Below are 25,965 nucleotides of genomic sequence, written 5' to 3' on the forward strand. Positions count from 1 at the left end.
TACTGCTGCACAGCCGCGCCGTTAACTCTGTTATATCCGTTACAGCGAATTAGCGGCCATAACCCGGCCGGGCAATGATCACTGAAATGATCGCCGCTAATCCAAGGAACCAGCAGTACTGCACCGACGTCACCAGCTCCAGTGGGGAAACTTTTGCGACAGATGATGCCAGCAGGATCTGCGCGCCCCAGGGGATCATCCCCTGAACCACACAGGAAAAAATATCCATCAGGCTGGCAGCGCGTTTCGCGTTTACCCCATAACGTTCCGCAATGTCCCTTGCCAGCGAGCCGGCAATGACAATGGACACCGTATTATTAGCAGTACACAGGTTTACCGCAGCCACACTGGCGGCAATGCTGAATTCCCCCACCCGGCGATTATCTTCGCGCCCTTCCCGGTGAGTCAGTTTCTCAATGGTCTGCGCAATAAAGTTCAGGCCACCCTGCTGTTTGATCAAAGCACCTAAACCGCCGATCAGCATAGACAGGATTATAATTTCCTGCATTCCGGTATAGCCCTGGTAAATCTGTTTAGACAACTGCGCCACACTGTAATCCGGCAGGCTCATGAAGCCAACGCCACCGGCCAGTAAGATACCGGTTAACAGTACCAGCATTACATTCATCCCCAATACCGCCAGAACCAGCACAACCAGATACGGCACTACTTTAATGAATTCATAATCCTGCGGTATCACATCACCCGGGTTACTCTGATAGGCCAGCAACAGAATCGCCGCAAAGGCCGCCGGCAAGGCGATCATCAGGTTAAGACGGAACTTATCCCGCATTGCACACCCCTGAGTACGGGTTGCAGCAATGGTTGTATCTGAGATGATCGACAAGTTATCGCCAAACATGGCGCCGCCAACAACAGCGCCGGTAGTCAACAGCAATGGCAGGTCACTGGACTCAGATAACCCGACCGCAACCGGTGCCACCGCGGCAATAGTGCCCATGGAGGTACCCATTGATGTAGCAATAAAAGCAGCAATCACAAAGATGCCCGGTAATAACAGCCATTCAGGTATAACGCTCAGCCCGAAATTAACCGTTGCATCTACCCCGCCAACAGCTTTCACCACTGAGGCAAACGCCCCGGCCAGCAGAAACACCAGCACCATGGTGATAATGGTGGAATCACCGATCCCTTTAATGAAAGATTCCAGCCGGTTATTCAGTGATCCGGCAGAAAAGCAAAGTGCCAGCACAATCGCCGGGATAATCGCGACGGGCGCAGAAATCTGATAGAAAGCAAAATCAGTGCCCTGTGACTGATAATAAAGACCGCTGCCAATGAACAGCACAAGAAACAGCGCTAACGGTAGCAGCGCCAGTGGGTTGGAAGTTTGCATGAATCGTCATCCTGAAACGAGAAATCTGTGGGTAACAGTTAACTCAGCCCGGCTGCCAGGATCTCTGTAAGCCAGACTGGAAGTGCCGGCAAAGATACTCTCAGAATACTGTAAAGAAAAGATTTTTTATTTCTTTTTAGAATTAAAAAATTATAAAACATAGCATGTTGGTTATAAAAGACCACCCCGCTCTGTTGCAGGTGCTTCTCTACAGATAATCAACCGGTTATTACAAAACTGTAACCGGACACACATAGTGCCCGGCCAGGCGATTCTGGCCTGGATTAAAATCTTACCATCTGTACAAAATTCAAACAAAAACGACGATTTCACACCTGTACCAAAATACCATTCAGCTCTGAAACAGAAGCAATATACTGGTAGCACCTGATGAATTACCTCTCTCAAAAAATAATAAATATTGCATTAGATTCAATAAGTTGATACTTATACGCCGCGTTAGCATGTAGCAAATGGTTTTATAACAGGATCTTATGAAACCACAATGCTACCGGGGGAACATGCTGTTTTTCATCAAACATATGAACAGGAAGTAACATGCTGAAAAACATGTCCATTAAGCATAAACTGCTTATGATGTCAGTACTGCCAGTTGCAGGTTTACTTGCAATTATGATCACCGCTTTGCTTGAGTTACAGGTTACCGTCGCAGGCTCAGAACGTATCTATAAAGACCGGGTCATTCCACTGGAAGACCTCAAAGTTATATCAGACGACTATGCCATCAAAGTTATCAATAGCCTGAACAAAGCCAACGTTGGCCTGACGCCTCTGAATACAACCGTTAAGGACATCATTCAGGCAGAGCAGCAAATCCAGCTCAAATGGCAGGACTTTATGTCCAGCCACCTGACAGAAGAAGAGGCACGAATTGCTGCAGAAGCTGAAGCGCTTTTTAAACATGCCGACACAGTCATCTACACCCTCGTGGGTAAACTGGAAAAATTTCAGGGTAATCCTGAAAACACTCTCACTGAAGATATAGCCGGACTTTATGCGGCGATTGATCCCATCAGCGTTAAAATTAATGAGCTGGTTGAGTTTCAACTGCGGGGGGCAGAACAGGAATTCCATCTGGTTCAGGCAACCTATGATGAAAGCTTGCTATACCTCGGTCTGATGACTCTGGTCATTTCTGCGTCCTTTCTGGCAATTGCTTTCAGCATTTTTCATTCTTTGATGGGATCATTAAACCAGGCCCGCCAGACTATCGAAAAAATAGCCCTCACGTCCGACCTGACGCTCACGCTGGATATCACTAACAATGATGAATTGGGAGATATGGCCGGCAGTTTTAACAAAATGATTGATCAAATGCGGAGCATTATCCTGCAAATCAACCTGGCCACTGGACAGCTGGCAGCTTCAGCTACCGATATGACCCGCGTCAGCATAGATGCCAACAGTAATATTGATGCCCAACGTATTGAGATAGAGCAGGTCGCTACCGCCATGAATGAAATGGTCGCCACTGCTCAGGACATTTCACAACATGCCACTCATGCCGATCTCGACGCACAGAATACCAGCAAGCAGGCTGCCAAAGGCAACAGCATTGTGTCTGAAGCGGTCAATGCGACAAACACCCTGATCAATGATGTCGCGACCGTATCAGAACGTATCCAGGCACTGGAAAATGACAGCGCCAGTATTGGGAATATTGTCGACGTTATCAAAGAAATTGCTGAGCAGACAAATTTACTGGCACTCAATGCAGCCATTGAAGCAGCCCGGGCTGGTGATCAGGGGCGCGGGTTCGCCGTTGTAGCAGACGAAGTAAGAACCTTAGCCCAACGGACTCAAAGCTCAACCCAGGAAATCCAGAATGCGATAGAGCATTTGCAAACAGGTACGGCAAATGCAGTGACGGCGATGATTGCCGGTCAGGAAAAAGCGAAAGATGCTGGCGAAAAAGCCGGTGAAGCCGGTGAAGCGCTGCGTAATATTTCCCTCGCAATTAACAGTATTACCGACATGAATACACAAATTGCCAGCGCCTCCGGCGAACAGACCAGCGTATCGGAAGAGATCGACCGTTCTCTGATCAGCATTCTGGACAACTCCCACAGCTCCGCACAGGGAGCACAGGATATTGCACGCTCCAGTGAAGAACTTTCAGCGCTCGCAGATGAGCTTAAAGCGACCGTTGAGCGTTTTCGGATTGCCTGACACCCCTTCCCTGAAAGCCAGGCACCACTGTGTGTCTGGCGCGTATAAAAGGCATTTACCGTCCGGTTCTGGTCACACAGGACTTAATGCATTTTAATTAAGCCGTTCGGTCAGACGGATCTTTTACAATATTTACCCAAACTGAGTATACGCTTGTCGCATCATATTCAGCCTCAACTATCTTTTTCCTGTGGCACGTTTTAACAACAACAGGGAAATGCCTATGATCAGGGCTCAGCACAAAGGATTTCTTATTTTCGCAGCGCCGGAAGAGCTGACAGAGAGTCGAAAATGGAGCGTAAGGGTACTGATACAGCGTAATCTGAAAACCGCTTCTGTATCGAGACAGCAATACTTCAAAAGCAAAAACACCTGCGACTCACGGGAAGAGGCTGAAGCCCACTGTATTTTCTATGCGCTCAGGGTGATTGACGGCAAAATTCCCGGCCAGAATACGAATCGCCTGTTTTCAGTTATATAGCCGCAAGCATATATCCAGAAAACAACTTAATTTTTAATATAAAACAATCAATAAATACTTATTAAGTATTAATTGATACCTGTCAAAAACCCAACCACATAAAAGCAAACATTAAGTTAATTATTCAGGAGATATTCATAATAAATCAGATTACGTTATTAATATTATATGCCGTTTGATTTGCCGGGACTTTTTTGTTCTGATGATTGCCATTCATGATAATACTGTTTTTTAGACACTGACAGTGCTGAGTATAAGAATGGCTGCTGTAAACCTTATCAATAAATTAAAGAACGAATGTAAGACCCGGTCAGAACAAGAAATAGTACTGCTCTCCTGCAGCGCACTGGGCATCTTATATATCCCGCCTTTTATCATCTACCGGATCATCACCGAAGACTGGGCTGTAGCAGCCATTGACGCTATCGTTCTGACTATCATGCTGGCATTTTTCAAACTGAACTACGGCAAAAACAACGTTTCGTCTGCCCGGGTCACCATGTCAGTTTTTCTCATGACTGCCTGCGTAGCTGTGGTATACATTAAAGGATTGTCCTCTGTTTTCTGGTATTTTCCAGCCGTCATTGTTGTTTATTATCTGATGCCCCCGGCATCCGCCGTTGTAATCAGTATTACATCAGCAATAGCATTGTCTTTTATACTGTTTCCCCAGACTGAAAGTATCGTATTTGCCTCAATACTGGTCCCCTGTACGCTGATGAATTTAATCCTGTATATTACATTTAACTCATACAGAAAAATTGAAAAACAACTCACCCGGCTTGTGACATTAGACGCGCTGACCGGTATCCGAAACCGGCGTTCACTCACTCAGGAACTCGCAAACCGGGTCATGGCACAACGCAGAAACTTCACCAACATTTCACTGGTGATGTTTGACCTGGATAATTTTAAAAGCGTCAATGACCGTTACGGCCACCTGGCCGGCGACGAAGTCCTGATCCAACTGGCAAAAGTTATCAGCCTGAATATCCGGGCAGCGGATTCTTTATACCGATATGGCGGTGAAGAGTTTGTCTTGTTGCTGCCGGATACCCGCCTGGACGAAGCGGCAGAGGTCTGTGAGAATCTGCGGAAACTGGTTGAAACTTACCGTTTTCCCGCAGATGTCAAAGTCACCATATCCATGGGAGCAGCCCGGCAAACGGAGGGCGAGTCAGCCGTTGAATGGCTGGAAAGAGCCGACGCTGCACTTTATAAAGCCAAACAAAACGGCCGCAACCGTATTGAAATACATGACGCTCAAGCGGGCACACTCCCAAAGCCCGCTGACGCGGATCATATCGGATAAGCAGAAGTTAACTATACTGATAACCGGGTACTACGGATGCTGACAAACGCTGGTATTTCCGGTTTTAAGTACATCTGTAAAATAGGGAAATCGGCCTGGTAATATAGTCGGCATGTCGATACGCCAGCAGGCATCCGGTACCCATCCCATCTCAAACCAAATCGCAACGTCAATCTTACGCCGGACAGTCTGTTTAAAATTGACCTGCAGCATGAGCTTTTAGGTGAAAACCCCTATACATAAGCAATTGAAATTTAAGGTTATTAATCTGAATATACAGATTTCTTAACGAGAAAATAGCGAACCGGCACATTCCACCTATACTTAGTTATACGAAAAGCTATCTGTCTGAACTCCCACGACCCACCTTTCAGACGGGTAGCTTTTTGTTTTGCTCCCCCTTGCCTTCACAGCTTCTGCCAGACACATCCGGCCTATTATTCAAAAATTATCTAAAATTCAATAACTTAATTCAAACGCACATATCAATTAAATACACCGGACTTTTCAGACAAATACGACATTTACCGGTTCCGGGGCTATACTGAATTGCAATTATCGCCATCGGCAACTCTGAATTACTATGTCAACTGTGTCGGATCAGCAGGCTGCAATTTCGGAACAACCCTTCGCCTTATCCTCTGAGGTAAGCATAGCTCTGGCCCGTTTTATCAGCGCAATTATTACCGCCCCTTCAGAGCAACAGATTTATTCCATCCTTGCCAACAGCCTGAAAGCCCTGATTCCCAATGACCGTGCCAGTGTCACATTACATAACCCTGAGACCCATCAACTGGACATCTTCACACTGCATGGTCAGCACGGCACGCTGCCGATGGGGAAATCACTGACCGTGGAAAACACCTTTACCGGCCGGGCATTTAAACTGTGCAAGGGGCAAATCCATCAGCTACACGCAACCACAACAGAAACTGACGGACAGATCCTCTATAAGGACGGCCTGCGCAGCATCATCAATGCCCCCCTGATTATTCATGATAACGCCATTGGCGCTATCAATTCAGGCCACCGCAGCCACACAGGATTTAACCGGGTTTCATTACAGTTACTTGAACTGATTGCTCAGCTGGTTTCTGCCAACATTGAACGTCAGCGATTACTCGAAGACCGTCAGAAAGCCGTCAGCCATTACCGGTTTTATGCCACCCAGTTAGAGAATCTCAGCCGGCTGGCCCAGCAACTGTCAACAGTAACATCGGTCACTGAAACACTGGAAATCACCACCCGTACGCTGCAGGTTATGATGCCTTCACAGCGCATCAGCTATGCTGCGTATTGTCCGGAGCAGGATATCTTTGAGATAACCGTTCTGGCAGGGAATGAAGTTATGAATTGCCTGAGTATGCCTGCTCAGGGAACGGCGCTGCAGCAGGTGATGAATTCCCAGAAACCCATGTATTTCTCTCAGCTTGCCGACTCCCCCTACCCTGAACATCAGTGTCTGAGTGAACGGGGAATGAACTGCGCCTGGAGTATTCCTGTCCGCTGTGAAAACCGTATCATCGCAGTGCTCAATGCCGCTGCCTCAGTACCGGATTCAAACTCACACCGGCTCCTGGACATCCTGGGTACGCTGAGTGGCATCATTGGCAGCGTACTGGAACGCCTGAATGCCCAGCAAAAACTGATTCACCAGGTCAATCATGACAGTGTCACCGGTCTGCCTAACAGAGTATTACTCAACCGGCAGATAGACCGGCTCATGAAAAATCATCACACCCAGCGTTATGCGCTGCTGTTTGTCGATCTGGATCACTTCAAAGTGGTTAACGACACCCTTGGCCATCAGGTAGGTGATGAACTGCTGGCGCTGGTAGGTAAGCGTATGCGCCACACTATCCGTGGGGAAGATTTGGTTGCCCGGGTGGGGGGTGATGAATTTATCGTGCTGTTACAGGATGATAACCAGGCCAGCAGGAGCCAGGAAACGGCGCACCGTATTATTGATGCCCTTTCACATCCATTTGATATCAAAGGGGAAATTCTTAGTATCAACGCCAGTATTGGCATCTGTCTGTCTTCAGAAATCCTGTATAAACCTGAAGATATGATACGGGCCGCCGATATGGCTATGTATGACGCTAAACTTGCCGGCCGAGGTACTTACCGGATCAGCCAACAGCAGCAGCCACTGGTTAGCAACCGGAAAACCGACCTGTGAAAACCGGAAAGCGCATCCGCTTTCCGGCAAGTAGATAACAGCACTATTTTGCCTGTTCCAAATAGGTATCCAAACGGTCCTTATTCATGACAAAACGCCCCTTCAAAGCGGCAGAGTCCGCGATAACCTGATCCAGATTATCCGGTTCTCCGGCCACGATCACACCGACCATCGCCATAATGACGTGCGGCAGACACTGATAAACATACACCCCTTCTTTATCCAGCGTGACTGATACTGCCTGACCAATTCCGCCCTTCCAGCTTGCTGCTCCCGACGGTGCCAGCCCCGGCACCAACTCTGAGTTATGAGCCATATCCGTCGGCACAAACGTCACGGTATCACCCACTTCCGCTTTCACCACCGCAGGCTCAAAGACCATGGCACCGTCAGCACCGGCATTTTTCATTTCAACAATGATTTCCGCTGCCCATGCGCCTGTTGTCAGGCACATCAGCGCAGCACCCAGCAGATTTTTCAGTTTCATAACAACCTCCTGTTTAACTGAATGAAATAATCTGGCCATAGGGTACGCCACTCATGAACCTAAAGCACCTGATAATCATTATTATTTACATTAAAGTATAATTATCTGCGAACAAAAAAAAACGGCTGCCATAACAGCAACCGTTTCTTTATCTGATCTTGTCATCAGAAGATGTCAGAAGACATATCTGATCTCTATAATACTCATCTCTCCCTGAACAACGGACTCCCAGCGCCCGGTGAATTCAGCGCCGTATGACGCGGCCAGTACAGGTCCTATTTCCTGTGCTTCGTCATCGCTCCAGAGTGGCCCGGCGGGTACAGTTGTTACCAGCTCATTTTCGCCTTGCTGGTTACCGCTTAACTCAACCTCTACCACACTCATCTTGCCTTCAACTACGGTATTCCAGACGCCGGTCCAGACGCCCTGATGCGCTGCCGCAATCATGGGTGCTTTCTTTTCGGCATCCGCCTGGTTCCAGATAGGGCCTGCGGGCAAACTGACTTTGTAGCTAGACATCACGATTCCCTGTTGTGCACTGGCTGTACTCACATCCTGAGTATTTCTGTCAGCCTGGTATCAAATGACATAAATCTGACTATCGTAAATAGAGTGCAAACGGCCACCCGATGGTGAAGTTCGCAAAAAGCAGGAAGGCGCTGATCTGATCAGGCGATTTACGGGATGGTATGCGCCCATACCACCCCGTATAAAATCATCCATAACGAAGCTCCCGTCCGTGAAGTGACTCTGTCCTTAAAGCCTATCGTCCCTGAATCAATCCATGAGCGCCTCATCCTAACAGAGGCAAATTATCCTGCTCGTCCATGAATGGGTGAACTCCGTCCCCCAGATCCATTCATGCATACATCCTGATGCAGCGCTCATCCCTGAACTTTTCAGTTCCTTTGCAGTAATTCCTGTCGCTTCGACCAGCTTCCTTGTCATTGGCGTTATGTCATCCTGACACGCTCCCTCTCTGACTGCTGCAATGATCTCTCCGTACAAATAAGTCTAACAAAGCCTGAATTTTAAAAAGTATCATCTTGGTATCAGTTGCAGGGGCAAAAAGAGACTAAACGCCATTATTGATCAATTATTAAACAATTGTTAACTATTAGATGTAAAACAAGGCAATGAAAGGCCGTGAAATGAGCCGCCGGTACGGATAACCGGCGGCAGAGAATCAACCAAATAAACTGTGCTGAAGTGGAGTGCAGGAAAAATGAAGACGGGCTTTCTGTACCCATTCGGAAGCCACAAAGGAATTATCGCCCACCGTACGGGACATCAGATAATACAGTTCCGGCAGATAACAGTTAGCCCCCTGCTGCTCGGCCAGCCCGATGGCTTCTTCCAGCACCTTAACTGCTTCCTGTTGCTGCCCGTGACTGATCAGTACATCACTGATCAGCGCAGCATAAAGCGAATGGGTCAGACGGAATCCGGTGCTGGATAACCAACGCTGAAATGCCGTTGAAATGGTCAGAATATGTTTCTCATCCGGATTTTGCTGATATTCGGCCCAGCCCTTAAATAAGGCGGCAATGCCCTGGTAAAACGGAAAGGCATTTTCTTCCGTCAGCACTTCAAGCTCAGCGGCATACTCAAGGGTTTTCTCTACATTACGCTGCTTCCAGCAGAACCAGGCACCGGCCTGTAAAGCAATTGCAAGGCTGAACATATGTCCGACTTCACGGCTGGTTGCGATCATTTCTTCCAGATAAGACTCCGCCTGCTCATCCTGCAACTGCAAAGCACTCAGACATTTAAAGCACCAGGCTATCATGCGGGGATCCTGGCCTTCGATTTCCAGTGCCGACTCCAGAATATCCGGCTCATACTGCTCTAATGCCAGGCTGGAGTGCCGGAAAGCATCCTTAGCCCGGCCAGCCCAGAAGCAGGTATTGCCAAGAGCCGTCAGCGCCTGCATTTTACAGGCGCTGTCTTCCAGTTGCTCAGATAACGCCAAAGCCTCCTGAGCGTAGCCAATGGCTTCAGGAATATCCAACCGCATCAGCGCAATTGTCCAGACCCTGAATAATCCGTTTACTTTCCGGTGATAACTCTTGGTCCGGTCACACAGGTCAAGGATTTCAGCATACACATCGCTGATCACCGGGGAATACCAGCCATAACGCATTTTATAAACGTTCGCCAGATAGAACAGCAGGTCCAGCTTAAGGTCTTCGCACTGTTCCGGCGTATATTTCCCCCGGGTACAGTGTTCAGGCAATGCCGCTGTAACCAGTAAATCACGGGCTTCCAGCAACTGTGCTTCAGCTTCACTGTAACTGTCTGCAGCAATCAGCAGGTTGGCATAACGGGCCTGATACACCACCGCCCGGAAATAATTACCGGCCAGTTTAAACTGACGGTATAACCACTCCATGCGTAGCCGGTCACGGGACGGTGTCTGCTCAGACAATTTACCGTCCATCATGGCCTTCTCAACTTCATCGGCCAGTTGCCCGTGGTGTTCGGAACGGTCTTCATCCTTCAGGGTTTCAACCACCAACTCACGTATCAGCCGGTTTGCAATTTCCAGCTGGCCGTCTGAAGTTGTCCGTACCAGTTGTGACTGTCGCAGGGCTTTCAGATCAGACTGTCCCGCCAGCACATAGAGCACATCAAGCGGTAAAGAAGCGCCGGCCAGCGCCAGGTACTGCATGGCCTGTAACTCACCGGAACTGAGGGCAAATAACTGCTCTTCCAACACCAGTTGGATAGACTCAGGCATTTGCTGGCTGTCAGGATCAACCTGTTCCAGCAATAAGTTGAGATAAAATGGCACCCCGTTAGAACGGGCAATGCTCTGCTGCAGCCATTCCCGGGAATGATGTTTAAAGTGCCCCGCCAGCTTTTCACATTCGGCGACGGTTAAACGGGATAACGCGATAAAGGAATCCGGATTCAGTAAACGGATAACCCGGTCAGAATAACGGAAAGTACTGGTAATCACCGCCGCCACGGGGAAGCCCTTCAGGGTCTCACTTAACTCAGCCAGTTGTTCTAACGTGTCAGATACACAAAGGTGGATATTATCGATCAGTAACGCCAGCCCGCCTGGCATATTCTCCAGGGTGGCAAGCAACACATCACTGTCTTCACTCAGCCCCTCTGGTTGCCATTGTTCAAGACGATTGATCAGCGACAGACGCCAGTCAGTTTCATACTGCTCGGCGTCCAGGCGAATGACCCGCATTCCCCGGTCTTGTGCATAGCCCGACATTTCTTCCAGCATCCGGGTCTTACCCATACCGGAGTCGCCGGCCAGACAGTTAAGGGTTAACCTGCTCTCCCCCAGACTGACGTCGAACTGCCCCTGTAAGCGGCTGAGTTCTTTCTCACGGCCATAGAGGGGAACTTGCCGCTCTTCTCTGCTGGTTGCACCTTCGATAACCCACCAGCCAGACTGATCCGGCTGCAGCGGAGAAAAATCAAACTGCAGGTCATACAGAAACTTCAGCTGATCACCGACCACAATTTTGTTGGCCGGGACATACATAGCATCGTCAAGTAACCTGCTGACATCACTGTTTGGCAGAGTATACGCCTTGCCGTCATGGTGTAACTGCTCCAGTGAGATCAGACAAAAGTGCGGTGACAGCAGTGAAGCAGGCCGTTCCGTCAGCATGTGTTCAAGCAGCAGCAGAATATGCGCCCGGCCACTGTTCCCTGAGCCCGGCACAGCCACATACTGGCTGAACGCCGCGATAACATAAGCGCCGTGCTGTTTGACAAACAGCGGAGATAAATCATTCAGTTGCTGCTGTATGACAGCATTTTGCTCAGCATCAGTCACCTTAACAACCGCAACAACACTCAGGCGGTTCTGTAAAAGCGCCTGTCCTTCCGCCAAATCGTACTGCTCTTTGTGCAATGACAATTCAAGGTGTGGTACTGAAAAATACTCTGCCAGATTATGCAATGTACGCAGGGTTACCGGCTTATTAGTTTCCGCACGCTTAATTGTTGCGATAGAGATACGCAAATGCTGACGCTCACAGGCATCTGCCAAAGCCTCCTGACTGAGGCCGTGCTCCCGCCGGAGACGTTTCAGTCTTGTACCGTCAATAAAAATCTGCCGGTCTTTTTGTTTTGTCATGCTTCAAATCCTGAACCAGGTAAAACCTGTTAAACAACCTGCTGAACGAATCAGACTTTAAAACAGAAAATGGCCATCAACTAATACAGAAACAAGCCATTTACCAGGCTTTGATCGGGCATATTCAGCCGATGAAACACTTTATTATTCTAATACTTATGTCACACACGGGAGAACAGTCAGACAGGCACCTGCAGCGGTATTCGCTGCACCGGAATGCAAGAGCCCTGAAATGACGGATTCGCTGCCAGTTGCCGCCGACTGTCCCCACAGAAACGTTTAAACTCAAACGCTAGCCATGCAAAAAACAAACGAATCCCTATACGCAAAATATACCTGACAATCGCAGGTAACACACCTGTTGATTCCAACAGTCTGTTAATTAATTGTTGCAGCAAATCCTCAGAAAAGAAGCCCGTGACTCAGTTTTCATAACCAAGTTGAGCAGAAATAGCCTTGCCAGCCGCTTGCAAATCTTCAATCCAGGCATTTTTGCGCCGCTCAATCGGTGCTGAAACGGACAGTCCCGCGGTAATATTACCGGTCCGGTCGTATAACAATACGCCAATACAACCGACATCAATTTCAGCCTCTTCATTATCTAAAGCATAACCCTGAGCAACACTTTTCAGACACTCGTCGGTCAGTGCCGGCAATGATGAGTATGTATTGCGGGTATAAGCCGGTAAATTGGTCCGCTGAGCGTAATTCGCAATTTCCTCTTCCCCGCCTGAGCCGAGCATCAGCTTACCCACTCCTGTCACATGCAGCGGCGCACGGCTGCCAATAATCTGCTGAACATGCATCATCCGGTTTGGGGTGACCTTTTCAAAATAAATCACCACATCCCCTTCACGGATCGTCAGATTGACCGTTTCACCGGTCTTATCCCGCAACTTTTCCATAAAAGGTAATGCCACTGCACGTAGATCAATGTCCGTATGCAGGCGGTTGCTCAGCTGTAGCAAACGCTGCCCCAGACGGTACTCTCCACTGCCATTACGTTCTACAAAACGGTTATCGATCAGCGAATGCAAAATGCGGTGCGCAGTTGAAGGATGCAGCCCGGTATCAGCACTTAACACCTTCAGCTTCACCGGTTTTGAATAACGTGAAATTGAATCCAGTAAGGTTGCTGCACGGTCAATCACCTGAATGCGCGCTTCCGGCTTCTCTTTATTTTTTTCCTGAGACATCTGCCTGCTCTCCGAAGGTCTGAAACGTAATTGCAATGGGAAACCATTTCATAATGCAGCAGATATTTTCACTATACAACACACAACTTTCCATTTTCGCATTATGAAAGCTGGACTTAAAATATAAAATTGTTTAAAAACAACAATATAAACAACAAAACTCCAAAAAATCAATAATTTTCACATTATGACAATCTTGCGTATTGCGATATAAAAACCTGACCCATAAGTTAAATAGTAACTGACCACCGCAGCCGTTATCAGGCCGAGGGTCCAACTATCAACTTTAGGCAGAGCAATCATGGCAGATCAGAATCCCGTTTTTATTCCCGGCCCGACCAACATCCCGGACCGGTTACGCAACGCAATGCACATTCAGAGCCGCGATCACCGCGCCCCTGATTTTGTAGAAACCTTTGCCCCCGTCCTGCGCGACTGCAAAAAAGTGTTTGGTACCGACAGCGGTGAAATTATCACCTTCCCGGCGAGCGGTACGGGTGGCTGGGAAGCGGCTATCTGCAACACCCTGTCCCCGGGTGACAAAGTCCTGATTGCCCGCTACGGCATGTTTTCGCACCGCTGGATCGACCTTTGCGAACGGCACGGTCTGGATGTACAGATCATCGAATGCAGCTGGGGCAGCGGTGCTCCGGCAGACCAGTTCGAAGAAGTGCTCCGGGGCGACAGCCAGCAAGCGATCAAAGCAGTCCTCGTAACCCATAACGAAACAGCAACCGGTGTCCTCAGTGATATCGCCGCAGTTCGCCGGGCAATGGACAGCGCCGGTCACCCGGCCATGATGTTTGTTGACTGTGTCAGCTCACTGGCTTCAGTCCCTTTCGAAATGGATGCCTGGGGTGTAGACATCGCCGTATCCGGCTCGCAGAAAGGTTTCATGCTGGCAACCGGCATGGCCATTCTGGGAGTAAGCCAGAAAGCGCTGGCCGCCATGGAAACCGCCACCCTGCCACGGACCTTTTTTGACTTTCGCGACATGCTGGCTGCCAACGCCACCGGCGGCTTCCCTTACACACCGCCCCTGCAATTGATTTACGGCCTGAAAGAAAGCCTCAGCATGCTGTTTGAAGAAGGTCTGGAACAGGTTTACGCCCGCCATCACCGCCTGGCTGAAGGTGTCCGCAAAGCAGTATCAGCCTGGGGACTGAAATTATGCGCCAACTCACCGGCGCTTTATTCCAACACGGTCAGCGCCATTTACGTACCGGAAGGCTTTGACAGTAACCGCTTAACGGAACACGCCTTCAGCAAATACGGCGTTTCTTTCGGCATCGGCCTGGGCGAAATGAACGGCAAGGCATTCCGTATCGGCCACCTTGGATCACTGACCGACGTCATGGTGTTGTCCGGACTTGCCACCATTGAAATGGCGATGGCCGACCTGGATTACCCGATAGAACTGGGCAGCGGTGTACGTGCCGCCCAGGAGTATTTCCGCCAGACCGCCGCGTAAGGCGTCTTCAAACTGCAGATAAGAGGTACATCATGTCTGAACAAACAATGATCATACCGACCTGGGATGATGTGAAGATCGCCCACGAGCGTATCAGACCCTACATCCATGAAACGCCAGTCCTGACCTCGCGTTTCATCAATGAGCTGACCGGCGCAGAGCTGTTCTTTAAGTGCGAAAACTTTCAGAAAGCCGGTGCGTTCAAAGTGCGCGGTGCCTGTAATGCTGTGTTTGGTCTCAGCGAAGAACAGGCGGCAGTTGGTGTGGCCACCCACTCTTCCGGTAACCACGCCCTGTCGCTTTCTTACGCTGCTGGCCAGCGCGGCATCCCTGTTTCAGTGGTGATGCCGCGGACCGCACCGCAGGCAAAGAAAGATGCGGTTATCGGCTACGGCGGGAAGATCGTCGAATGCGAGCCTTCAACCAGTTCACGGGAAGCGGTATTTGCCGACATGGTTGCTCAGTCCGGAGCGGACTTCATTCACCCGTATAACGATCCGCGGGTCATCGCCGGCCAGGCAACCTGCTCCCGGGAGTTACTGGATCAGGTAGATGATCTGGATACGGTTATCGCACCGATAGGCGGTGGCGGGATGATCTCCGGTACCTGTCTGACCCTGTCCAGCATCGCCCCTGACATAAAAATCTATGCGGCAGAACCGCTGAATGCCGATGACGCTGCCCGCTCTTTCCGGGCCGGTCACATCATTGCTGACGATGCCCCACAGACCATTGCCGACGGTTTAAAAGTACCGCTGAAAGATCTCACCTGGCACTTCGTCAGCAACCACGTCACAGACATTCTGACGGCCACAGAAACCGAGATTGTGGAGGCCATGAAGCTCATCTGGAAGCGCATGAAAATCGTGATGGAACCCAGCAGCGCAGTGCCGCTGGCAACCATCCTGAAGAATCCGGATGTATTCCGGGGCAAACGCGTCGGCGTGATTATCACCGGCGGCAATGTCGATCTCGACAAACTGCCCTGGCTGTAAACATCCCGTTAACCGAACAACTATCTGCCCCCGGTCAGTCTCTGCACAACAGCACGCCTCTCACTTGCTGAGAGTACTGCCGGGTAAGGAAAATTCATTTGGAGAATCCCATGACAGCACAAAACAATGTACCGGCCACCCCGGAAGTAGGTTATGACATCCCGGCGGCAATCGGCATGAACGAAGCAGATATCCAGACCCCCTGCCTGGTGGTTGATCTGGATGCCCTGGAAAACAACATCCGTACCATGGGTCGCTACGCCCGTGAAATGGGTGTTCGCCACCGGGTGCACGGCAAGATGCACAAGTCCGTCGATATCGCCCTGTTACAGGAACGCCTGGGGGACAGCTGCGGTGTTTGCTGCCAGAAAGTATCAGAAGCAGAAGTATTTGCCCGTGGCGGTATCCGTGACGTACTGGTTTCCAATCAGGTACGTGACCCGGCAAAAATCGACCGTATGGTACAACTGCCGAAACTGGGTGCACGGACGATCTGCTGCGTCGATGACATCGATAACGTCGCCGAACTGTCAGCAGCGACCCAGACCCACGGCACTGAAATTGAATGCCTGGTAGAGATCGACTGCGGTGCCGGCCGCTGCGGTGTGGCCGCCGGTGAACCGGTAGTTGAACTGGCCAAAGCCATTGCTGCTGCACCGGGTCTGAAGTTTGCCGGTATTCAAGCCTATCAGGGCGCTATGCAACACCTGCAAAACTACAGCGAACGTAAAGAAAAGATTGATATCGCAGTCGAAATGGTGGCCCGGTCCATCGAATTGCTGAAATCAGAAGGGCTGGAGTGCGACATCGTCGGCGGTGGCGGCACCGGCTCTTACTACTTCGAAGGCAATTCCGGTGTATTCAATGAACTGCAGTGTGGTTCATACGCCTTCATGGATGCGGATTACCAGACCATTCATGACGAAAACGGCGAACGTATCTCAGAATTCGAAAACTCACTGTTCATCCTGACGTCGGTCATGAGCCACGCCAAAGCCGATAAAGCCATCTGTGATGCCGGGCTGAAAGCCCAGTCAGTGGACAGCGGCCTGCCGTATATCTTCGGCCGCGACGATGTTGAATACATCAAGTGTTCCGATGAACACGGCGTGATTGCCGACCCGGACGGCGCACTGAAAGTAAACCAGAAACTGAAACTGGTACCCGGCCACTGTGACCCGACCTGTAACGTTCACGACTGGTACGTCGGCGTACGCGGCGGCAAGGTTGAAACCCTGTGGCCGGTATCTGCCCGCGGCAAGGCTTACTGAGCACCACCATTAACATCCTGATCTGCTGTGCCGGGCAACCGGCACACAACACCTGAAAGGAGTCACTGAATGACTACTCAGAATAAAGGCGTTGCCATTGTTTCCGAAGCTGTCTGCGAAGCCATCGTTGGCCGCCCGGAAGCATTCACCGCCGTTGAAAATATCTTTGCTGCCATGGCCAAAAATGACGCCTGTAACTTTCCGGTTGTCCGTGAAGCCATTGGCCATGCCGATGCCCTGTACGGATTTAAATCCGGTTTCGACCGGGCCGGTCAGGTACTGGGGGTGAAATCCGGGGGCTACTGGCCAGGCAATGCTGCCAACGGCCTGACCAACCACCAGTCCACGGTGATCCTGTTCGATCCGGACACCGGCAAGCTGAAAGCGCTGGTCGGCGGTAATTACCTGACCGCTGTCCGTACGGCGGCATCTTCCGCGGTATCGATTGCCCACCTGGCCCGTAAAGATGCCAAAGTGCTCGGAATGGTCGGCGCAGGCCACCAGTCAACATTCCAGCTGCGGGCTGCCGTGGAGCAACGCAACTTTGAAAAAGTGGTTGCCTGGAACCCGCACCCGGAATACCTGCCAAGGCTGCAGGCGGTCTGCGAGGAACTGGGCTTACCATTCGAAGCGGTCAGCCGCGAAACACTGGGGGCTCAGGCTGACGTGATTATCACCATCACCTCGGCCTTTGAACCACTGCTGAAGAAAGACTGGATCAAACCCGGCACCCACATCGCCTGCATGGGCACCGACACCAAAGGTAAACAGGAAGTTGATCCGCAACTGCTGGTCGCCGCTACCGTATTTACCGACGAGACCGAACAGTCGGTGACCATAGGTGAAGCACAGCATGCCGTTGGCAATGGCAGCCTGAGCCCCAGTGATATTACCCCCATCGGTGAAGTCATCAACGCCAGCCACCCGGGCCGCCGTTCTGATGATGAAATCACCCTGTTTGATGGCACCGGTGTAGGCCTGCAGGATCTGGCAGTCGCCTCGGCGGCCGCTGAACTGGCCATTGCTCAGAACAAAGCCGACTGGACCGAACTGTAAGCAGACATCACGGCGTCTGCTTCCGGTATATCGCTGAACCTGCCGGCCTCTCCTGCTACAGCTGACGTCCATAAGCAGTCAGGAGTTACTCCCTGTCCGCCGGTACATGCAGCGATGCCCCGGCTGCCTGAACAGGCAGCCAAACACCCCTTCCTTCGCCGGAGGGGTGTTTTTTTCCTGCACTGAATTTAGGAGCACACAGCATGAAAAAAACCGCCCGAAGGCGCATGCGCGCCCTGCTTGACGACAACCAATGTATTCCCTGCGCCTCTGTGTTTGATCCCATGTCCGCACGGATGGCAGAGGATATTGGCTTTCAGACCGGTATTCTGGGAGGCTCTGTCACATCCCTGATGACCCTTGGCGTACCGGACATCTGTCAGCTGACACTCAGTGAGCTGGTTGAACAGGCCCGCAGGGTATGCCGGGCATCTGCTCTGCCGGTCATTGTGGACGGTGATAACGGCTACGGAAACGCCCTTAACGTTGTCAGAACCGTCGAAGCGCTGGAATATGCCTGCGCCTCACTGGTGACACTGGAAGATACTGTTTTACCCCGCGCCTATAAGGGTTCTGCACAGCAACTGATCCCGGTTGATGAAGCCTGCAGTAAACTGAAAGCAGCCCTGCAAACACGTCGGGACCCTGAATTTGCAATCTTTGCCCGCACCCATGCACTGCCGGGCCAGCCGGTGGATGCAATACTGGAAAGAGTAAAAGCCTACAGTGCGACCGGCATCGACGGCCTGTGTATCTTCGGGCTCACCGACAAAGACGTTTTAGGTCAGATCGCCACCAGCACCCATCTGCCACTGATGCTGATTACCTACGGTGAGGTTGATTTAGGCAACCAGCAGATGCTGACTGATAACAAGGTCAGAATCCGCCTGCAGGGGCATCTGGCGTACGAGGCCGCCGTTCAGGCTACCTACCGGTCATTACAGGCGTTACATCTCCGACACCATCCAACGGCTGAATTACGCCATACCGATGCCTCCGCGAAAGCACTGATCAGTGAATATTCACGCCAGTCACACTATGACGCCCTGATTAACGACTATGTCACTCCGGACAATTAACCTTCCAGCGGCTTCATTCTGCCGGATCATGCAACAATCTGTTGCTGGCAGGCGACTATATTCCCCGCGCCGTCAGTTTTAGAGTACCCCTCTGTACTCAGAAACTGACGACAATACCGTGTCCCGAAACTATACCCTGCACTATTACTTCGACCCTTTATGTGGCTGGTGCTACGGCGCCGCCCCCCTGCTGAATCAGGCAAAACGCCTGGCCCCTGAACTGGCCGGACAGGATATACAGCTGAATATTCATCTGCACCCGGGCGGCCTGTTCAGCCAGCCAAACTGCCTGCCGGTTTCAGACCGGTTCCGGGCGATGGCCAGCCACCACGATGCCCGCATTGCTGACCTGACCGGTCAGACATTCGGTCAGGCCTATCAACAGGAGTTACTGTTTGATACCTCCCGGATTCTGGATTCCACGCCCCCTTCCGCTGCTGTGCTGGCAGCTGAAGCATTAGCAGGAAAAGGCACCGAGATGCTGCATAGCCTGCAAAAGGCGCATTACATCGACGGGCTAGATATCACCGCCGAAGAGGTGCTGGTACAACGGGCCTCTGAAGTACTGAATGCCCCTCAGGATTTTCTGCACAGCATGTCCGTCATAACGCCCCGCATCCTAGAACGGTTTAACGACTGCCGCTCACAGATGCAGCGTTTTAACCTGCACGGCTATCCCGGCTTTGTACTTGAGAAAACGGCGCCCGCATCTGCCCCCCCTGCCGGCCCTGATTCTAATAACTGTGTCGGCGTCATCAATCATCAGCCTTACTATGGACAGCCCATCGCATTTGCAGACCACATAATAAGCCTGCTTACCTAAGAGGATATACCTGCGAAAATTGGGTTATTCTGAGTGATCAGGCGCAACCGCTCTTGCAGGTAATTCGTAGTCACTACCCGGCACAACAACCCGCCGGTTACCGGTACTTTTCTTCCAGAAGGGTCAGCAGGGCTTTTTCATATGCAGTCCCGAACTCAGTGGTTTCAACAGAGTCGCCGGTAATCAGCTTAGCAAGCCCGGGCATCATAATTGGAAAAGACGTGATACTCACCATCGCTAACAGGAAGTAAGCAGGATCAACGTCTTTATCTTGCAGTAAATCTGAGTAAATATTTTTTGAATAACGGTAACTGGCGTCATGTTCATCTTTCAGCATGATATCGTCACCGGACACAGCTTCAGATGCCATTAAAAGGCGATAATAGTCTTTGGTGACCCCGGCATTTTTCAACCAGTACCGTGAAAGTTCGACCAGGGAATCAACCGGTCCGTGTTGCGCAACTTCGCTCATTTTCACGATTTCAGCGTTAATCAAGGCTTCAAATAAGCCGGTCTTATCATGAAAGTAATGATAAACCATCCGCTTATTAACACCGGCAGACTGAACAATACGGTCTACTCTTGCACCATAAAAACCGTATTCAGAAAACTCTTCCAGCGCGGCTTCCAGTATTTTTTTCTTTGTTTCATGTGGGTTTCTGACTGATTTAACCATCTGAAATACCGGGATTTATTCTGGATTATATGTAAGTTCTTTAAATGTCGGACAAGCATCTACAGTTAATCATATGCGACCGGCCTTGCCAAGTAGTAACCATATAGTTACCATTCAATTAGTAACTATATGGTTACATAAAATTCTACCGATCTGTTCAGCACTGACGGATCTTCGTTTGTCAGAGATCAAACCGAAAAGGCCCCTTATGATTTACCTCCTGTTAAAAACATTACACGTGCTGTTCATGGCATTCTGGCTAGCGGCAATCATCAAAGAAATCGGTACGTCACACAGGTTCACCGGGAACCGGCAAAAAGATAAAGCACACAGCGTTGAGCTGGAAAAACAGGCGGGACGGCTGGGAACCATCAGTGGCATGGGAAGTATTTTAAGTGGCGGTGCACTTATATTCCTACTGGGTTTTGGCAATGTACCCTGGGCCATTTATGCGGGCCTCCTGATCACTGTCGTGATGGCCTTTATCGGCGCACTGGCCATAGGAGGTAATTTTCATAAAATAATTGCAGGAATTGAGAAAGATTTTCAGATCAGTGAACTGGAAATGTTGCAAAGAAGGCTTAAAAACTGGAGCTGGCTGATGCTGCTGCTCTGGACATGCGTTTTCCTTTTGATGTCACTGCGGCATCTGTTCTAAGTAACAGGCTCCCTTCAGGACATCTATATCTTCTGTTTCGGGAAATATTCTGCCAGCCCCTTCAGATACTCCGGACAACCGAAGTCAGTATTGCAACACCACCCGTAATAAAAAATGCTTTTATACAGAGCCGGCCCTCTAACGATCAGGCCGGGGTTACCCGGCCACCGGCCCAGATATTGCCCGCCTCACAACGCAGGTGAATACGGTTCGGATAATCCGGAAACCCCATCATAACGCTGCAGCCGGCCTCACTGATGGTCAGTGGCAACGCTGAACAGCACACACCGCAGGCAGGATCTTCCGGCATGTTAAATAACGGATTCGTCGCCCGGGCATACAGCTGTCCTTCATGCTCGGTGTACAGCACATAACCACTGAAATCCCGCCCCTGATTCCAGTCCGCCAGCGCCGGCAAATTAAACTCAGCAGCATTGAGTGCCTGCAGTGAATCCACCCAGATACACAGCTTGGCCTTACCCGCACTGTGCACCCCTTCAAGATGAATATTGCCCGGCATCAGCCCCAGCCAGCAGGCTGAAAAGCCTTCCAGATCGATAGCCGGGGACTCCCGTGCGCCCAAATTCACTTCTGCAAGCTCTCCGTCACAGCGTACCTGCATCACCCCCGCGGCGGTTTCTACCTGCCCGGCGGTCATCTGCAACGCCCGGACAGCCCCCAATAACGCATGACCACACAGGGGCGCTTCCTTCGAACCGGGATAAAAAAACCGCAGACGCCGCGCCGCTATTGCAGAGTTTTCAGCCAGCACCTGGACCGGAACCCCGCTGTTTTCCTCATTTTCAGGCACGTCAGTCATCGCCATCAGATTTCCCTGACCGGCGGCATTCCCAAATACTCTGAATCGCATTGCTGCCTCCTGCAAAGCGGTTGCACTGAACCGCCAATAACGCCATCATATTGCGCTGAATTTATGCCGGCCCGGTGTATGCTTTCACCCAATTGCCGACAGACTTACTTCCATTTTTTACAGTAAGCACCGTCAGGCAGCAATCAGATTATTTATTTCAGGCGAATCTCTATGAGTAATTTCAGCGATGTATCCTTTCTTAACTCAGTTTTTGGCAACGTTCAGGGTGATAAAACCAATCCTGACTGGCAAAAAGCGGCCAAGCAGTTACACCTGATAAAAGAAGAGCTGGCTGAGCTGGTAGAAGGTATAGAGAATCAGGATATCAGCGAAGTCCGTGATGCCATTGCCGACGTACTGGTCACCACATATGGCATGGCCCATGTTCTGGGGATTGATGCCGATCAGGACATGGCAACCGTACAGGCAAGCAACCTGTCCAAGCTGTGTAAGACACAAGAAGAAGTTGAACAGACCCTGGCGTATTACAGCGAAGAAGTTGGCCTGCAGGTATACAGCGGTGGCGAACTGCCGGAAGCCTTTATTAAATCAGCGCAAGACCAGACCGGTAAAGACGGCAAGTTCTACCCGGCGCACAAGTTCCTGAAATGCATTAACTGGCACGAGCCGGAATTCGTTTAAGTACCGCCTTGTCCGCCGGACAGCCAGGGCTGTCCGGCTTCTCTATTCCCTCTTCTTATACTCAGCCGTAACTGGCCACAGGTTCACCCAGCACATCCAGCCTTGGAGTAATGCCCAGACCAGGCTCGTCCGGTGCCATAACCAGACCGTTCTCCACCCTGAAATTACCGTCGGCGGTTGTCAGGCTCACCATGTCCCGGCACTCAAGTACGGAACGTAACAGTTCCGGCCTGACTGTCTGGCCTAAATGGACGATGGCGGCAAATGCAATATCAGAACCGGTGGTTTCCTGTACGCTCAGGGTCAGCCCTGCAGCGGTACAGATATCCCGCTGCCGGCGGCCACGGGTCAGTCCGCCATTCTTGGAAATTTTCAGGCCAATGCCGTCCGCCAGATCATTGGCAACGATCTGCGTTATAGCCGCTTCATCCAGCGCCAGCTCATCCCAGATAATGGGGACATCGCAGCGGGCACGCAGGGACTGGCATTCCCGAACTGTTGCGCAAGGAGCCTCCAGCACGATGTCCAGCCCGGCCGGCAACAGACGGATCATGCGCAACGCATGTTCCACGGACATACCGCCGTTAGCATCCACCAGAAAATATTCACCAGGCTGCCGATCCGCCAGCGAAGCGGTAATCCGTTCAGCATCCAGCGCCGGCCCACCTTCTGCCTCCGCCGCACCAACCTTAATTGAATGGCTGCGGTAGCCCTGCGCCCGGTGTTCAGCAATGCGGCGACGCATATCGTCCGGATCACCGGCATAAATCGACGAGATAATTGGCATGGCTGCCCGGGTACGCCCGCCTAATAAATCACAGACAGGCATCCCGGTTGCTTTACCGAAGATATCCCAGCAAGCGACATCTATCGCGGTTTTGGCATGATTGTGGCCAACCAGTGCGCCATCCATCGCATCATTCATCCGGTCAACATGACGGGGATCAAGCCCGATCAGTTGCGGGGCTATTTCAGCGATGCCGGCCCGCACCCCCAGTGCATGGGCGGCAATGTAGGTTGCGCCAAACGGGGTGCTTTCCCCCCAGCCTTCCAGGCCGGTATCCGTGGTAATTCTGACAAAGGTAGCATCGAAACTGTGGTACTCGCGGCCGCCGGATAACCGGTATACGCCGCCCGAGTAGGGTAAATCCTGCTGAAACACATCAATACGGGCAATTTTCATGGCAATCTTCTTATTATGATTTTGCGGATTTTGAATATCGAACTGTTCCTTTATAGCCCAGTCAAGATACCCCTTACTCTCACAAAAGCGAAGAAGATTGCCAATCCTATGAAACGGCTACATCACTCTTTATATCAGGTAGAATGCCTGACTTGCTCCGGATACAGCGGTGGTAATTTTTCACTGCTGCGCTTAGCCGGCGTACCGACCGTATCCAGAATCCTGGTCAGACCACTGCTGTCATAGGTGACAGTGGCACTGCCTTCAGAGCCGAACACCACAGCCTCCAGTGCTGTTATTTCCCGGTTGAGTTCGGCATTCATTTGCGGCCGTTGCCGCCAACGCATCCAGCTTAGCAGGGCAAGGTATATCTGACGGTTATCCCCTGCCCGGATCGCCTCGCGCAATACTTCAAGCTGTACGGTTTCTTTATCCGCCCCCGGTGAAGATGCTGCGGTCTTTACGGCATTTCCCCCCTGCCCCCGGGCAGACATATCAGCCAAAGGCTGCCGGCGGGCTGAACCTTTGCGCTGCCTGATAATGAGCAGCGTCAGTAACAGCAGAACCGCTAAAGCAGCCGCTTCGTAGCGCTTATCTTTAAGGAGAGCAAACACATCCGAAGCCGCAGATGCCGGCTCAGCAGCCCCGGTCCCGGTTGCCTCAGGCTGCGCCGGTAATGCAGTCACCTGAGCAGGCTGTGCCTGACTGGCAATCCCTTCCACGGTAATGGTCTGCGCCGGTAAAACAGCCTCTTTCTGCTCACTGCTACCGGTATCCAACCAGCTTACCCGCACTTCTGGCAGAGTCACTTCACCGGGCACAGTAGGCACCACAGAAATCAGCGTATCCCGCCGGGCAACGGTGCCTTCGGCGCTCTGCACCTGATGAACACGGCTGTCATCCACATACAGCTTCACATCTTCAGTACCGGTTATGTGCAGATCCGGCAATTGTTCCGGCCGGGCACCTAACGCCAACAGGCTGATCTTGCGGCTTACCGCCTCTCCTACCCTGAACACCGGGTTCTGAGACTCCCAGCTGGCCTCTATCTGCACAGCCCGGGCCGGCAGGAACCAACTGCCTGCAGCCGCGTCCGGATTACCGGCAATCTGCAGGCCGGTCGCATCGGAACGCACCTTAAACGGTTTCCCCTGGCTGAACATGCCACCAAAGCCAAACTGCTGAAGCATGGCGCTGCGGTCAAACGGGAAGCCTGAAAACGGCGATCTTGTCTGCCGGGCATCCGCCACTTCCCCCTGCAGTACAAACGGCCCCAACGTCAGTTCACCGCTGGTGTGTGGCCGTAACAGATAATCCCGCTCAATGATGTTCACGCCCTGCCCCTGAACCAGCCGGTCTTCACCGTTCTGAGTCAGCTCAAAATCCGGACTCTGTGGCGCAATTAGTGTCGCCTGCTGTATGGGCTGACGTACCTCCATCCTCACTGTTACAGGAATTTCCTGATAAATATAATGCGGTGACTGATCCGCCAGGCTGACCGTGACACTGATGCCGTCAGCACCAACCGCTTTAGGCATCTCGCTGATGTCCACCACCTGCACTGATGCAGTATCACTGCTGACCGCACCGGCAAAAATTGCCGGGATTGTCAGCTCCCCGGTATGCTTTGCTGCCAGCGTAATAATCCAGCTTTGCTGAGCGCTTTTTCGGCCATTAATGATACTGGTCTGCATGGACTGGGACGTTCCCTGCACAGCAAAATCCTTTGCCAGTGGCGTCAGATCCGGCGCAGATGCCTGCGGGTCACGGGTGCTCAGAATCAGCTGAAAGCTATCACCCACGGCAACCTTCTGTGCATTCAGCCGGGCATCCAGACCGGCCGCCAGCAACGCCGGCGACATAGCGGCTGCGGTCACCGCCGCAGCCAGAGTGAGTGTTTTAAAACGGAATGACTTCATCTTTAACC

General features: G+C 51.3%; 21 protein-coding genes. 12 read left to right on the forward strand and 9 right to left on the reverse strand.

Going from position 1 to position 25,965, the window contains the following annotated elements; genetic code table 11:
- Positions 1-49: 49 nt before the first annotated feature.
- Positions 50-1,357 (reverse strand): Na+/H+ antiporter NhaC family protein, encoded by a 1,308-nt coding sequence (locus PCI15_RS14275; RefSeq protein WP_271270623.1) that lies wholly within the window; start codon positions 1,355-1,357, stop codon positions 50-52.
- A gap of 558 nt (positions 1,358-1,915) precedes the next feature.
- Here PCI15_RS14275 and PCI15_RS14280 point away from each other — a divergent pair.
- The 4 genes from PCI15_RS14280 to PCI15_RS14290 all read left to right on the forward strand — a co-directional run bounded on the left by PCI15_RS14280 (position 1,916) and on the right by PCI15_RS14290 (position 7,522).
- Positions 1,916-3,547: a methyl-accepting chemotaxis protein gene (locus PCI15_RS14280; RefSeq protein WP_271270624.1), complete on the forward strand. Its 1,632-nt coding sequence runs from the start codon at positions 1,916-1,918 to the stop codon at positions 3,545-3,547.
- A gap of 223 nt (positions 3,548-3,770) precedes the next feature.
- Positions 3,771-4,028: a CV_2116 domain-containing protein gene (locus PCI15_RS23740; protein ID WP_376787816.1), complete on the forward strand. Its 258-nt coding sequence runs from the start codon at positions 3,771-3,773 to the stop codon at positions 4,026-4,028.
- Between the two features lie 259 nt (positions 4,029-4,287).
- Positions 4,288-5,340: a GGDEF domain-containing protein gene (locus PCI15_RS14285; protein WP_271270625.1), complete on the forward strand. Its 1,053-nt coding sequence runs from the start codon at positions 4,288-4,290 to the stop codon at positions 5,338-5,340.
- A 583-nt stretch (positions 5,341-5,923) separates the two neighbouring features.
- Complete coding sequence (locus tag PCI15_RS14290; protein ID WP_271270626.1) at positions 5,924-7,522, forward strand: sensor domain-containing protein; 1,599 nt, start codon at positions 5,924-5,926, stop codon at positions 7,520-7,522.
- A 43-nt stretch (positions 7,523-7,565) separates the two neighbouring features.
- Here the strand turns inward: PCI15_RS14290 and PCI15_RS14295 are convergent, their stop codons facing one another.
- The 4 genes from PCI15_RS14295 to PCI15_RS14310 form a co-directional block, all read right to left on the reverse strand.
- Positions 7,566-8,009: a pseudoazurin gene (locus tag PCI15_RS14295; RefSeq protein ID WP_271270627.1), complete on the reverse strand. Its 444-nt coding sequence runs from the start codon at positions 8,007-8,009 to the stop codon at positions 7,566-7,568.
- A gap of 174 nt (positions 8,010-8,183) precedes the next feature.
- Positions 8,184-8,528, reverse strand: coding sequence for a mannan-binding lectin (locus tag PCI15_RS14300; RefSeq protein ID WP_271270628.1), 345 nt, complete (start codon positions 8,526-8,528; stop codon positions 8,184-8,186).
- Positions 8,529-9,195: 667 nt separating this feature from the next.
- Positions 9,196-12,117: an AAA family ATPase gene (locus PCI15_RS14305; protein WP_271270629.1), complete on the reverse strand. Its 2,922-nt coding sequence runs from the start codon at positions 12,115-12,117 to the stop codon at positions 9,196-9,198.
- Between the two features lie 422 nt (positions 12,118-12,539).
- The gene (locus PCI15_RS14310) at positions 12,540-13,313 is read right to left on the reverse strand and encodes an IclR family transcriptional regulator (protein ID WP_271270630.1); all 774 of its coding nucleotides are present in this window, start codon (positions 13,311-13,313) and stop codon (positions 12,540-12,542) included.
- A 301-nt stretch (positions 13,314-13,614) separates the two neighbouring features.
- On the opposite strand from PCI15_RS14310, the gene bhcA reads away from it, so the two are divergent.
- From bhcA to PCI15_RS14340, 6 genes are all read left to right on the forward strand, one after another.
- A complete protein-coding gene (gene bhcA / locus PCI15_RS14315) occupies positions 13,615-14,784 on the forward strand; it encodes an L-aspartate--glyoxylate aminotransferase BhcA (RefSeq protein ID WP_271270631.1) in 1,170 nt (389 codons plus the stop codon).
- 32 nt (positions 14,785-14,816) lie between these two features.
- Entirely contained in the window at positions 14,817-15,779 is a 963-nt protein-coding gene (gene bhcB, locus PCI15_RS14320) for a beta-hydroxyaspartate dehydratase BhcB (RefSeq protein WP_271270632.1), read from the forward strand.
- A gap of 110 nt (positions 15,780-15,889) precedes the next feature.
- Positions 15,890-17,050, forward strand: a complete 1,161-nt coding sequence (gene bhcC, locus PCI15_RS14325) for a 3-hydroxy-D-aspartate aldolase BhcC (protein ID WP_271270633.1) — start codon at positions 15,890-15,892, stop codon at positions 17,048-17,050.
- A 69-nt stretch (positions 17,051-17,119) separates the two neighbouring features.
- Positions 17,120-18,106, forward strand: a complete 987-nt coding sequence (gene bhcD, locus PCI15_RS14330) for an iminosuccinate reductase BhcD (protein WP_271270634.1) — start codon at positions 17,120-17,122, stop codon at positions 18,104-18,106.
- Between the two features lie 203 nt (positions 18,107-18,309).
- Positions 18,310-19,185: an isocitrate lyase/PEP mutase family protein gene (locus PCI15_RS14335; protein ID WP_271270635.1), complete on the forward strand. Its 876-nt coding sequence runs from the start codon at positions 18,310-18,312 to the stop codon at positions 19,183-19,185.
- 118 nt (positions 19,186-19,303) lie between these two features.
- Positions 19,304-20,008 (forward strand): DsbA family protein, encoded by a 705-nt coding sequence (locus PCI15_RS14340; protein WP_271270636.1) that lies wholly within the window; start codon positions 19,304-19,306, stop codon positions 20,006-20,008.
- A 97-nt stretch (positions 20,009-20,105) separates the two neighbouring features.
- Here the strand turns inward: PCI15_RS14340 and PCI15_RS14345 are convergent, their stop codons facing one another.
- Positions 20,106-20,684 (reverse strand): TetR/AcrR family transcriptional regulator, encoded by a 579-nt coding sequence (locus PCI15_RS14345; protein WP_271270637.1) that lies wholly within the window; start codon positions 20,682-20,684, stop codon positions 20,106-20,108.
- A 178-nt stretch (positions 20,685-20,862) separates the two neighbouring features.
- On the opposite strand from PCI15_RS14345, the gene PCI15_RS14350 reads away from it, so the two are divergent.
- Positions 20,863-21,342: a hypothetical protein gene (locus PCI15_RS14350; RefSeq protein WP_271270638.1), complete on the forward strand. Its 480-nt coding sequence runs from the start codon at positions 20,863-20,865 to the stop codon at positions 21,340-21,342.
- A 145-nt stretch (positions 21,343-21,487) separates the two neighbouring features.
- On the opposite strand, the gene PCI15_RS14355 is transcribed toward PCI15_RS14350, so the two are convergent.
- On the reverse strand, positions 21,488-22,213 hold the full coding sequence (locus tag PCI15_RS14355) for a PhzF family phenazine biosynthesis protein (protein WP_271270639.1): 726 nt from the start codon (positions 22,211-22,213) through the stop codon (positions 21,488-21,490).
- 171 nt (positions 22,214-22,384) lie between these two features.
- On the opposite strand from PCI15_RS14355, the gene PCI15_RS14360 reads away from it, so the two are divergent.
- Positions 22,385-22,855: a nucleoside triphosphate pyrophosphohydrolase family protein gene (locus tag PCI15_RS14360; RefSeq protein ID WP_271270640.1), complete on the forward strand. Its 471-nt coding sequence runs from the start codon at positions 22,385-22,387 to the stop codon at positions 22,853-22,855.
- Between the two features lie 61 nt (positions 22,856-22,916).
- Here PCI15_RS14360 and PCI15_RS14365 read toward each other — a convergent pair whose 3' ends face one another.
- Complete coding sequence (locus PCI15_RS14365; protein WP_271270641.1) at positions 22,917-24,038, reverse strand: mandelate racemase/muconate lactonizing enzyme family protein; 1,122 nt, start codon at positions 24,036-24,038, stop codon at positions 22,917-22,919.
- 134 nt (positions 24,039-24,172) lie between these two features.
- Complete coding sequence (locus PCI15_RS14370) at positions 24,173-25,957, reverse strand: BatD family protein (protein ID WP_271270642.1); 1,785 nt, start codon at positions 25,955-25,957, stop codon at positions 24,173-24,175.
- Between the last annotated feature and the right edge of the window lie 8 nt (positions 25,958-25,965).

The organism is Aliamphritea hakodatensis, assembly GCF_024347195.1.
In the GTDB taxonomy this organism is placed as follows: domain Bacteria; phylum Pseudomonadota; class Gammaproteobacteria; order Pseudomonadales; family Balneatricaceae; genus Amphritea; species Amphritea hakodatensis.